Below are 12,542 nucleotides of genomic sequence, written 5' to 3'. Positions count from 1 at the left end.
GGAGCTTCAACCAACGAGTCGTTTTTTTATTTATTCTTTGCTAAGTACCAGTTTGGCCAAACGTTTCCGTCTGAACGCTTATCCGATAAAGTATAGGCATGCAGAATTCCCTGACGTGTGAATTCTGCCGCACGTTGTGCTGCCTCATATAACTCATCCCCAAAGGCAAGACGTGCTGTTAAAGCTGCAGCTAGCGTACAACCGGCCCCATTATTGCCATCGGAATGAATTGTTTCATGACGAATCACTGATAGATGATCATCTTCATCAATCAATACATCAATTTGATGGTCAACCAAAATCTGCTGCCCCGCCTTCAAATAGATAGCACAGCGAGCACGAGCACTTAATTGCTTAGCTAAAGCAACAGCTGCTGACTTAGTCCGTGGCAAATAATTCTGCTCAGCCAAAGCAATGGCTTCATTCAGATTTGGAGTAGCCACAGTGGCCAATGGCAAAAGTCGGTCCAGATAGGCCTTTAAAACTTCTGGTTCAACAGCAAGCTCTCCTTCTTTAAAGGACAGAACGGGATCTACAACAATTGGCCCAAGGTAGCCCTTTAAGAAGTGATAGGTTTGGTCAATTTGTTCAACCGAACAGAGCAGACCCACCTTGATTGCATCAAAGTGATCAACCTGCTCCAACGACTCAAATTGCGCCGCAAAAGTCTGATCATCAACGGCTTGAATGCGCACCCCATCCCCTTGAATAATGGCAATCGAAGAGATTACCGAAAAAGCTGCTAGCCCCTTTGTGGAAAAGGTCGCCAAGTCAGCTTGCAGTCCACCGCCAGAAAGCGAGTCAGAACCTGCAATTGTTAGTACTTTTTTGACCATTTTCATCTCTTTTCTAAAAAAGGCGAGCCAAGCGGCTCGTCTTTTACTTTAACTAGTTTCTTAAGCAAAATTACTTAGCCCCAGTTTTCTTCTTTTTCGTATCTTTCTTATCGTCAGCCTGTTCTTCACCGGGTGCCTTTGGCTTATCCCATGAAACAAAGTCACAGTCTGGATAACGGGAACAACCGTAGAACTTTCGACCGCGCTTGGTCTTTCGCTCAACAACCTGACCCTTATGACACTTTGGACATTCAATACCGATTTCTTGCACGATTGCCTTCGTATTACGGCAGTCAGGGAAACGAGAACAGGCGTAGAACTTACCATAGCGTCCCATCTTCACGACCATTGGTGCTCCACAGACTTCACAGTCCATACCAGCCAGCTCGTCGTGCATGGTAATCTTTTCCAAAGTCTTTTCAGCGGATTCGACTTCCTTAGCAAATGGCTTGTAGAACTCGTCAACAACCGGTACCCACTTCTTTTCACCAACTTCGATTTCATCCAGCGAATGCTCGACTTTGGCAGTGAACTTGGTGTTGGTAATATCGGGGAACTTATCGTCCACGATGTTTTGAACCACTTCACCTAGTTCGGTTGGCACAAACTTACGAGCATCCACACGAACGTAGTTACGACGCTGGATTGTATCCAAAGTTGGCGCATAGGTTGATGGACGTCCCACACCGTTTTCTTCCAAGGCCTTAATCAAGGCCGCTTCAGAATAACGGGCTGGTGGCATTGTGAAGTGCTGTTCTGGATTCGTCTTTGCCAAATCAACGGTATCCCCTTCCGCCAAATCAGGCAGGAGGTTATCCCTTTCCTTGGCGGAAGGATAGGCCTTCGTAAATCCAGGGAACTTTGTCTTTGAACCGTTAGCATGGAAGAGCACACCGTTCTGTTCCACCGTGACAGCCATCGTATCCAAGATTTCTGGCGTCATCAAGGAAGCCACAAAGCGTGACCAAATCAATGAGTAAAGCTTGAACTGATCAGGTGTCAACTTATCCTTAATGGAAGCTGGCGTCTTAAAGACATCCGTTGGACGGATAGCTTCGTGGGCGTCTTGTGCTCCTTCTTGAGGAACACCGGCCACTGGCTTGTGACTGGAGTATTCCTCACCCCATTCGTTATGAATGTATTGGGCCGCTGCGTTCTTAGCAACGGCTGACAAACGGGTTGAATCGGTACGCATGTAGGTAATCAACCCGACCTGGCCGAGACCACGTCCCAAGTTAATTCCTTCATACAGCTGCTGCGCTGTCATCATCGTCTTACGAGTACGGAACTTCAACTGCGTGTTGGCTGCCTGCTGCATGGTTGAGGTTGTAAATGGAGGCTGTGGGGAACGCTTACGTTCCTTAGCCTTCACAGAAGAAACCGTAAATGGCTGCTTCGTGTCGAGTTGCCCCATTACACCCTGAACAGCTGCGTTGTCAGGCAGTGGCTGCTTCTTTCCGTCAAAGCCGTAGAAGTTCGCCTTGAACTTGGAACGGCCCTTCTTAAATTCAGAATCCAATGTCCAGTATTCTTCTGGCTGGAAGGCCTGAATCTCTTTTTCACGGGCAATGATTAAGCCCAAAGCAACAGACTGCACACGTCCGGCTGACAAACCACGCTTAACCGTCTTCCACAAGACGGGTGAAATGGAATATCCCACGAGTCGGTCGATAATACGGCGTGCCTGTTGTGCATCAACCAAATCTTGGTTAATGGTACGAGGCTCTTTGAATGCGTTCTTAACGGTGTCTTTCGTAATTTCATTAAAGACAACACGGTTGGATTTTTCGGGGTCCAACCCTAAAATATACTGCAAGTGCCAGGCAATGGCTTCCCCTTCGCGATCCGGATCGGATGCGAGATAAACTTGCTTGGCGTTTTTAGCAGCCTTCTTCAGGTCCTTGATAACAGGACCCTTTCCACGAATGTTAATGTACTTTGGTTGATAATTATCCTCAACATCAACGCCCAAGGTAGACTTTGGCAAATCACGAACGTGACCAATTGATGCCACCACTTGGTAGGTTGAGCCAAGGTACTTTTCGATTGTCTTTGCCTTTGAAGGAGACTCGACAATCACCAGTTTTTTATTCTTAGAAGAGCGTGTCGTCTTCTTAGTAGTTGTTTTCTTACGAGTTGTCGTTTTGCTCGTTTTCTTCTCTGCCACGACAGATCCTCTCAGTTCTTCAAATTATCTGCATTATAGCATACAGAATATTAAAACAGATATTTTTTCAAAAGTCATCTCAAATGACCAAATAAAAAACGAGTATATTTCATACTCGTTTGTCTATTAAAAGGTTAGCACTTGGGCAGCCTTTTGGAAAGATTCAATTACAATAGAAGAAAAAGTCAACTTAATGACTGCTTGGTTCGCTGCATTCTCAGAAAGCTTCAAAATTTCAGGATGTTCAGCAATTTCACTTTCAGCTAATTCATCTTCCAACACAACGGCCGTTGCTTGATTTGAGTGCAAACGTAAACCTGACTTCGCGTACCAAGTTGTAAAGGCACATTCAGGGTGGCAACGCAAATCACAAGCCTTTGTTGAGTCCCTGTCCGTTACCATGTACAAAACGTTTTCTTCGCGTGTTGAAGGCTTAAACGTAATCAAAGTGTTTGAAACTAAGCAACCTTCATCCTTTGTTGCCAAAGCAATCAAGTTTGGTAATTCGGCATAGGCTTCGTTCAATGCAGCATTTTTACTCGTTGCATCGACCTTACCAAACTTCTTACGGTTCTTCATAATCGTCAAGATTGTCAAAGGTGTGACCAATACTAGGTAACCAATGACCGTGACAAAGAAGATGTGTGGCCAGAGGGCTTCCATCCCCGAAACATCGGCCAATAATTCAGCGATAATGACCGTTACAAAAAAGATAACAAATAATTGAATAAAGCGTTTTGGATACATGCTACTCTCCCTAATTCATCACATTAAATTAAATATAGCACGGTGATTTACACTAGGCAAGAATGACTCTAAAAACCTTTACTTCATTTTCAGATGGCTGATGGTCTGTACAGGATGATTTTGGATAATGGCTTCTCCTTTGTGGAAGGAATAAAGCATGGTCCGGCGTTCATTCAAAACATCGTAAAAGTTGTCCTCATCGAAGACTAAGAAATTGGCTTCTTTGCCGACTTTAACACCGTATCCCTCTTCTCGATGCAAAGTCTTGGCCCCGTTCTCACCAATCAACTTGTAAGCATTTTGAATCTGGGTGTAGCCCATCAAGCCAGAGGCTAAGATACCGACATAAAGAGAGTCCAGCATGTTGCCATCCCCCATTGGGTACCAGGGGTCCTTCACGTCGTCTTCACCAAAGGAAACGTTGACATCATTTTCTAACAACTCTTTTACCCGCGTCAAGCCACGACGCTTAGGATAAGTATCAAAGCGACCACCAAGATGCATGTTAACCAATGGGTTGGCCACCATGTTAATACCCGACATGTTCAAAACACGCATGAGCTTGTAGGCGTAAGCATCGGGCACGGAGGCAAAGGAAACCGTGTGACTGGCCGTCACCTTATTCTTCAAACCACTCTCATAAGCCAAAGTCGCCAGGACTTCGAGATTTCGTGAATTCGGATCATCGATTTCATCACAGTGAACATCAACCAAACGGTCATAACGCTTTGCCAAATCAACTAAGAACTCCAAAGAGTCCTTTCCATAGAATTGATTGAACTCATAATGTGGAATACCACCAACGGCATCCACTCCCATCTGAACCGCTTTTTCCATCAACTCTTTTCCATTTGGAAAGGATAGAATGCCATCTTGTGGGAAGGCCACCAGCTGCAAATCCATGAAGGGCTTCACCTCTTCACGGACCTCTAACAAAGCCTTCAGAGCCGTTAAGTTAGGGTCTGTCACATCAACGTGACTACGGACATACTGCACACCATGGCTGGCCTGCTTCTTCAAGGTGGCAATGGCTCGTTTCTTCACATCGGCTTCAGTCAACGTCTTCTTTCGTTCCGCCCAAATTCTTATGCCATCAAAAAGCGTCCCCGTTTCGTTCCACTCCGGCTGCCCGGCAGTGAGCGTTGAATCCAAATGAACGTGGGAATCGACAAAGGGTGGCAAGACGAGCTTTCCTTTGAGGTCCAACACCTCTTCGGCAGCAGTCACTTCAATCGATGGTGCAATTTCAGTAATCACACCCTTTTCAATCCGAATATCACTTGTTTCTGCTGCGTTTTCAATCCGTGCGTTTTTAATAATCATTGTGCTTCACCTGAACGATTCGTCAACTTTACTAAGGCGTAGTAGACAACCCCAATCACAACCATGACTAGGAAAGTCGCCCCGGTAGTATCCTTCAAAAATTCTACGTTTGAGAGGTAGAGATACATCAAAACCCCAACAACCCAGAGAGCAATCACCATGAAGTTATAGCCACCTTTGAACCAGAAACGCCCCTGACTTTTCTCAAAGTTTTGGCGCTGGTAATCAGCCTTGTGGAGTAAGAAGTAATCAACAATCATGATGGCAATGATTGGGCCAAGGAACATCCCGATGTAGTCCAGGAAGGCGGTAAAGTCCGCTAGGAAATCCCCGTTAATAACTGGAATAAAGGTAAAGATAGTGGCGATAATCGTTGAAATCAAGAGTGCGTTTCGAAGAGAAATTTTGCTGAAGATGTTATTCAAAGCAGAACCCGCGGCCTGCAAGTTGACCGCGTTGGCCGTCATACTCGTCAAAACGATAACAATCATGGCAATCGTTCCCAATCCCAGTTCATTAGCAACCGTTGATGGATCAGAGTTGTCAGGCTTGTAAATGCCCGTCGTCAAAGCAATCGAAATGGCCGTACTCAAACCCATGGCCGCAAAGGCAACGACACCAACCAAGGCACCCCAGAAGGAAGATACCGTTGAAACCGTCTTGGTCTTTGCAAAACGCGAGAAGTCTGCTGCTGAAGTGACCCAGGCCAGGTTAAAGGCCGCTAAGATATCGATGGCTGCTCCGAACTGCATCCGGTCCTTAGCGGGTACCACCCAGTTCACCAATTCGTTAAAGGAAACGTGACGAAAAACCACGATGCCCTCCCAGAGAACGAAGAAGATAACCAAAAGAATCCCAATTCGTTCAATAATTCGGACCGACTTTTGTCCAGAAATAATACTCATGATGTGCAAGGCCGACATAATCAGAATGCCGACAATCAAGCCCTTGTTTCCACCAGCTTGACCGTAGACAGGCCAACCAAAGAAACTGTGAAAGATGAAAGAAAGCGATGTGGCCGCAATGAATGTGTTCACCGCCGTCCAACCCATAAACATAATGAAGTTAATCATGGATGGAATGATACTGCCACGAATTCCAAAGGTTGCACGGCTCAGCGTGGTAGTCGAAAGACCGGTCTTGTAACCCATAAAGGAAATAAAACTTAAGAAGATATAAGACAAAATCGAGGCAATGAGCAATGCCCATAGTCCACCAATCATGCCACAGGCCGCGATGATTCCACCAATGTACCAAGTTCCGTTGTTCGCATTGGCCCCAAACCAAGTGGCAAACATGTCCCACTTACCTAGGTTTCGTTCTTCGGCCGGAATTGGCCGAACACGATAGTGTTTTTGATTATCCATCAGACTCCCCCATTCATTGCAAAGAAAAAAGCGCTTCGAACCATCGGTGATTCAGAGCGCTGCAAAAAGGGTCTAAAAACCCCAGGTAAAATTTAATATTTTGCAACTTCTGATTTCTCTGAATCACTTAAAGTTGTATAAATCATAGCACAGTTCTTCCCGATTCGGTATGAATTTTAAAGGAAATGACATCAATTTGTAAAATTTGCATTTTTTTAGAATATCTTCAACTGATTGGACAGGCACTGCTCCCGCCTGAATAATTTCATGGCAACCACGGGATTCTGCGGAAAAAATAGAACCGGGTACTGCAAAAACCTCCCGGTTATTCTGTAAGGCTAAATTAGCCGTAATTAGAGAGCCTGACCGTTTCTTAGCTTCCACAACCAGGGTTGCTCGGGTTAAGCCCGCAATGATTCGATTCCTTTCTGGAAAGTGTCCCCGACTGGGGCCGACGTTTCGTGGATACTCGGATAATAAGAGTCCCTGTTCCGCTACCTGCTCCTGCAAACGTCTGTTTTGTACCGGATAGGCCCGTCCAATCCCTGATCCGATCACCGCAATCGGAACACCCCCATGTGCAAAAGTCACCTGATGCGCCATCACATCAATCCCCTTCGCTAAACCAGATACAATGGCAATTCCCCTTTCAAGCAAGGGTGGCAGCAAATCTCTCAACACTTCCTGGCCGTAGGCCGTTGCCGTTCGGGTCCCTACCACTGCCAAAGCAGGCAACTGCAATGCCCGCAAGTCCCCCTTATAAAAGAGAATCAGCGGTGTCTGATAACTCTCCTTTAGCAATGGCGGATACTCGTCATCAAAGTACGAAAGGTAGGCATCCGGGTAATTCCTCGCCAGCAAAAGGCCCTCCTGATAAGCAGTCGCTAGCTGATTAACCAATCGCTCTTGCCCTCTTAATTCTAAAACAGCGATTAGTTCCGCAAAGGACCAGGGGTATTTCGTTTCCACCTGTTCTGCTTCAATTGCTCGAATAATTTTTTCCTTACGAACAAGGCCAATTCCTTTCGTTAAATGAATGGCCAACAAGAACTCTTTCTGATTCATCTGTATTTCCCCTTTTAGGATTGATACGAATGAACGGTAAAAAAATTCAATAAAAAAACAGGACCTTAGTCCTGTCCTTCAACAATTTCAGAAAGATATTCCCAGCGGCTCATCTTTTCATCCAAAGCGGCCTGCTTTTCATCTAATTCTGATTGAATTGTCACGATTTTACCATAGTCTGATCCACATTCAGCAATATCAGTATTCAAAGAATCAACTTGCTCTTCCAAAGCAGCAATATCATCTTCAATCGTTTCCCATTCTTGCTTTTCTTTATAAGTTAGCTTACGTTTTTTCTCTTGCTTCTTTGGTTTAGGACTGTCTTCAGCAGCCTTTTCTTCCTTAACAGAAGCCTGACCATTCCCGCTTTCCTGTGGAAGGATAACTTCATCCAAATAGTCTGAGAAGGCACCGTTATAACGGTCGACTTCACCACCACCTGATAGGTAGTAACCGTAATCGGCAACCGAATCCAAGAAGTAACGATCGTGGGAAACCGTCACAATGGTTCCGGCAAAACGAGCTAAGAAATTCTCCAAAACCGTCAAAGTGCCAATGTCCAAATCATTGGTTGGCTCATCTAAGAGCAAAACGTTTGGTGCTTGCATCAGAATCTTCAACAGGTAGAGACGACGCCGTTCCCCACCAGACAACTTACGGACAAGTGTTCCGTGCATAAATGGTGGAAAGAGGAACTGTTCCAGCAAATCCTTGGCTGACAAAGACTGACCGTTCTCATCCTTGATAGTGGAGGCCACGTCCGTCAAGTACTCGATGACACGCTTATCGTCAGGAATCTCTTCCGTCACCTGCGTGTAGTAACCAAGCTTGACCGTCTGGCCCACTTCAAAGATACCGTCAGTTAAAGGCAAGCGACCGGCCAAAACGTTTAGTAGTGAAGACTTTCCAACTCCGTTTGGGCCCGTAATTCCAATTCGATCTCGCTGTCCAAGCAACATGGACAAGTCTTTGAAAATCAACTTATCGCCAAATGCCAAAGTCGCGTGTTCCAGCTTCATGACTTTCTTACCCAAGCGCGACTGGCCCAAAGACAACTCGATGTCTTCGTCTTGCTTAACCTGTCCCATGGACTCTTCCAACTGGGCAAAGGTCTTCTCACGGCCCTTTTGCTTGGTTGTACGAGCACGGGCGGATTTATTCATCCAAATTTTTTCCTGCTCGTACTTCTTTTCACGCTTGTGTTCAGCAAGCGCTTCATCCTCTTGACGTTGCGCCTTACCTTCCAAGTAATCTTGGTAGTTCCCCTCGTATTCGTAGAGCTTTCCAAAGGAAAGTTCAAAAATACGGTTGGTAACACGGTCCAGGAAGTAACGGTCGTGGGTAACGGTTAGCAAGGCACCCTTGTACTTGGCCAGGTACTGCTCCAACCAGGCGATGGAATCAAAATCCAAGTGGTTGGTTGGCTCGTCAAGAATCAACAAGTCCGGCTCTTGAATCAAAACCTGAGCCATCCCCACACGCTTCTTCTGACCACCGGAAAGATTCTTTACCTCGGCTTTTAAGTCCGTTAAATGTAGCTGGGTTAAAATTGTTTTGATTTGCGATTCAATGGTCCAGGCATCATCGCGGTCCATAGCAGCTTGTGCCTTCTCGAAACGGTCGGCCGCTTTGGTATCCTCGGGATTCAAAGAAAAGGCCTCTAAGGCTTCCTGATAGGCACGTACCGTCTTAAAAACAGGCTGGTCACCAGCATAAACGGCATCCAAGACCGTTAGGTGCCCATCCAAATCAGGGTCCTGTTCCAGGTAACCAATGCGAAAGTCGTTCTGGGTCGTAATCGTACCACTGTCGGCTGGATGCTTACCAGAGAGGGCGTTCAACAAGGTTGTCTTCCCCGACCCGTTCACACCAACCAGACCCACACGGTCGCCAGAAGAGATTAAGAAGGAAAGGTCCTCAAAAAGGACTTTTTCGCCATATACGGAAGTTAAATTTTCTACTCGGAATTGTTTCATGCTTTCTATTATACTTAATTTAACCGGTTTTGTCGGCCGTCGTGGTAAACTATTTAAGAAAGTTTGTGAAAGAAAAAGAGTCATTTTATGATTGATTGGATTAAAAATAATAAAATTGGCCTGTCGGTCCTCGGATTAATTACCCTGACCACCTTCCTACTGGTCCTCTCGCTTTCTCAGCAGAACCAGCTAACCACCCGACCAGATGATGTTCCCTTGCGCAAGGGACCCAGCCGAACCTCTAAAAAGATTCTGGCTTTGAAGTCCGGTACAAAGTTGACCGTTTTGAAACGACAAAACGGCTGGTGGTACGTAAAAGACTCGAAGGACGACCAAGAGGGCTGGGTCGCTTCCTGGGTTGCCAACAACACCTTCTTAAAGAAGCCAACGGCACTATCCGAAGCAACCATCGTCTTGGATCCTGGCCACGGTGGTTCCGATACCGGTGCCATGTCTTACAACAATAAGTACTACGAAAAGACCTACACCTTGAAAACAGCCCTTGCAACAAGGAAGGAATTGGAAAAGACCGGTGCTCGTGTCTTGATGACTCGTTCCACTGATGTGATTGTGCCCCTGCTCTATATTCCACGCACCGCGGAAAAGTACCAAGCAGACGCACAAATCTCCTTCCACTTTGATGCATCAGGAACCCATAACTCAGCTTCAGGTATTTCCCAGTACTACTACAACAGTAATTCACTCGGATTGGTTCAATCACTTTCCAAGTCCTTGAACAATTTACCTTTGCAAAACCGCGGTTATGATTCCATCCCTTACCTAGTTATAAAAGACGTCACCCGTCCAGCCGTTCTTCTCGAACTTGGCTTCATTGATTCTGATAAAGACCTGAACTATATTAAGTCCACATCTTATCAAGAGAAGATCGCAAAGGACATTACCAACGGACTTTACAATTACATTCAAACAAATTAATTACCACATAAAAAAACCAGCAGGTTCAATACCTGCTGTTTTTTCTTTATTCACTCGGTTCATTAATGACTTCGATGCGTTCAAGCTTTGACGCCTGAGGCTTTTCCATAAAGAGTGGCACAACTTCCTCCACCGTGTCAGAGAAACGCAGGCGGTAGAAGGAGCGAAGGTTAACTGAGTGTGACTGGAGCAGCACACGACCGGCAATCAAGAAGCGGTCCCAAGAAGAAATGTGGGTCACAGCTTCCAAATCCGTATAGTAATTGTTGGTCAAAATGTACTTGAAGTCCCCCATGGAACGTTTCATATCCAATCCGTAACGAACCTTCTGTGGTTCCAAATAGCCTTCACGAACCAAGGTCTTCGCAATCTGTCGGATAAAGTATTCCAACTCTGGATTGACCTTGAAGCCAAGGTACAAGACCACTCGAACGATGTTCTTCGTGCCCATCTGATCGATGGAGTAAGACTTTTCATAGGGGTTACGGCCTTCGCGAATGGTCACAAACCAGTAAACTTTCGCGCGCTTAGGACGAGCGCCAAGCAGCGAATAGATGACTGACTTTTTCAATGTATAGTCATCGTGAATGTTGACTAGGTAGACCAAATTATTGGCCATTAGCGGTTCATCGCTGTCCTGTGACAGCTTAACCAACTGATTACGGTAGTCCTTCAGTGATAGGTAATCGTTGTTGAAAGACAAAGCCTCTCGACGCTTGTTTCCGTAGTACCAGAAGACCATGACAGACAGAATCAAGATTAACAAAATGACCGTAAAGTAACCACCGTGAACAAACTTTACTAGACTGGCAACCAGGAATAAGGTCTCTAAGCTACCAAAAGTCGCGGCAAAGATAACAGCATAGGACAACTTTGACATACCGCGAATAAACTCAAAGAGCAAAAGTGTGGTCATCAGCATGGTCACCGTAATGGCCAAGCCATAGGCTGATTCCATGTGATGCGAGGTCTTAAAGAAGAGCACCACGAAAATACCGACGGCAAAGAGTAGCCAATTTACAAAGGCAATGTACATCTGTCCACGAGCCGTTGTTGGGTAGGTGATCCGTAAACGGGGCATAATCTTCAGTGAGATTGCCTCTGAAACTAAGGTAAAGGCCCCAGTGATCAAGGCCTGTGAAGCAATCACGGCAGCAATCGTACTCAAGATAACCCCGACAATACGCCACTGATTAGGCAAAATATCAAAGAAGAGGTTCAGATTCGTACCGGATGGCTGATTCATAATGACCCAAGCGCCCTGCCCCATGTAATTCAAAATGAGCATGGAATAGACAAATGGCCAGGACAAATAAATATTATGCTTTCCAACGTGCCCCATGTCCGAATACAAAGCTTCCGCACCAGTTGTCGCCAAGAAGATGCTTCCCAGAATTAGGATTCCCTGACTGTTATAGGAAGAAAAGAGCGTTTGTACCGCATAAACGGGCGAAAAGGCCGCCAGGACAGCTGGGTACTGAATAATTTGTAGCAAGCCAAACAGACCGATAAAGGTAAACCAGATAAACATCAACGGTCCAAAAAGCCGACCAATCTTCGTTGTTCCCTTTCGTTGAAGCGAGAAAACAAAGAAGAGAATGGCTAGTACCACTGGTACCACAAACTTTGTTCCAGTTGGAAAAGTCAGCGGACCAAAATCCTGGCCTGCTAATCCTTCAACAGCTGAAGTGACCGTCACTGCCGGTGTTAACGCCCCGTCGGCTAAGAGGGCCGCCCCACCAATCATGGCCGGCAGAATCAACCACTTTGTTTTCTTCGTCCGCACACGACTATAAAGGGAGAAGATACCACCCTCACCGTGATGATCGGCCTTCAAGGCAATTAAAACGTACTTAATGGTCGTAATCAGCATCAAGGTCCAAAAGACAAGGGAAATGGATCCAATCACTAAGGGCTTCTGGTTATCCGTATTGGTATTCCCAGCAATAATGGCGTTCATCGTATAAAGCGGTGAAGTTCCAATATCACCGTAGACAATTCCTAGGGTGATTAGAAAGGCCGCGTATTTTAGTTTCGACTTTTTCTTATTCGTCATCATTTCTCCAATCTTTTTACTGATGAAGAATCAGTTTTCTCTCCCATCCATTAATGAATAAACAGAGGA

The 12,542-nt window shown here is 45.7% G+C and carries 9 protein-coding genes; 1 reads left to right on the top strand and 8 read right to left on the bottom strand.

Annotated elements, in window-relative coordinates; all coding sequences use genetic code 11:
• Positions 1-26: 26 nt before the first annotated feature.
• From H7198_RS04210 to H7198_RS04180, 7 genes are all read right to left on the bottom strand, one after another.
• Positions 27-836 carry a hydroxymethylpyrimidine/phosphomethylpyrimidine kinase gene (locus H7198_RS04210; RefSeq protein WP_274458535.1) on the bottom strand — a complete coding sequence of 270 codons (810 nt, stop codon included), beginning with the start codon at positions 834-836 and terminating at the stop codon, positions 27-29.
• Between the two features lie 70 nt (positions 837-906).
• Positions 907-3,003, bottom strand: a complete 2,097-nt coding sequence (gene topA, locus H7198_RS04205) for a type I DNA topoisomerase (RefSeq protein ID WP_274458534.1) — start codon at positions 3,001-3,003, stop codon at positions 907-909.
• Between the two features lie 126 nt (positions 3,004-3,129).
• Positions 3,130-3,750, bottom strand: a complete 621-nt coding sequence (locus tag H7198_RS04200; protein WP_274458533.1) for a pyridoxamine 5'-phosphate oxidase family protein — start codon at positions 3,748-3,750, stop codon at positions 3,130-3,132.
• Between the two features lie 78 nt (positions 3,751-3,828).
• Positions 3,829-5,073, bottom strand: coding sequence for a cytosine deaminase (codA, locus tag H7198_RS04195; RefSeq protein WP_274458532.1), 1,245 nt, complete (start codon positions 5,071-5,073; stop codon positions 3,829-3,831).
• A complete protein-coding gene (locus H7198_RS04190) occupies positions 5,070-6,440 on the bottom strand; it encodes a cytosine permease (RefSeq protein WP_274458531.1) in 1,371 nt (456 codons plus the stop codon). Before H7198_RS04190 ends, codA begins: the two co-directional genes overlap by 4 nt.
• A 123-nt stretch (positions 6,441-6,563) precedes the next feature.
• Positions 6,564-7,505, bottom strand: a complete 942-nt coding sequence (dprA, locus tag H7198_RS04185) for a DNA-processing protein DprA (protein ID WP_274458530.1) — start codon at positions 7,503-7,505, stop codon at positions 6,564-6,566.
• Positions 7,506-7,570: 65 nt separating this feature from the next.
• A complete protein-coding gene (locus H7198_RS04180; protein WP_274458529.1) occupies positions 7,571-9,481 on the bottom strand; it encodes an ABC-F family ATP-binding cassette domain-containing protein in 1,911 nt (636 codons plus the stop codon).
• Positions 9,482-9,568: 87 nt separating this feature from the next.
• Here H7198_RS04180 and H7198_RS04175 point away from each other — a divergent pair, with 87 nt between their 5' ends.
• The gene (locus tag H7198_RS04175; protein WP_274458528.1) at positions 9,569-10,417 is read left to right on the top strand and encodes an N-acetylmuramoyl-L-alanine amidase; all 849 of its coding nucleotides are present in this window, start codon (positions 9,569-9,571) and stop codon (positions 10,415-10,417) included.
• A gap of 46 nt (positions 10,418-10,463) precedes the next feature.
• Here the strand turns inward: H7198_RS04175 and H7198_RS04170 are convergent, their stop codons facing one another.
• Complete coding sequence (locus H7198_RS04170; RefSeq protein WP_274458527.1) at positions 10,464-12,473, bottom strand: KUP/HAK/KT family potassium transporter; 2,010 nt, start codon at positions 12,471-12,473, stop codon at positions 10,464-10,466.
• Positions 12,474-12,542 lie beyond the last annotated feature (69 nt).

The sequence above is a fragment of the Fructobacillus sp. CRL 2054 genome (assembly GCF_028764065.1).
Lineage (GTDB): Bacteria > Bacillota > Bacilli > Lactobacillales > Lactobacillaceae > Fructobacillus.
The sequence above is the reverse complement of the archived record's forward strand: the minus strand, read 5'-3'. Positions and strand labels throughout refer to the sequence as shown.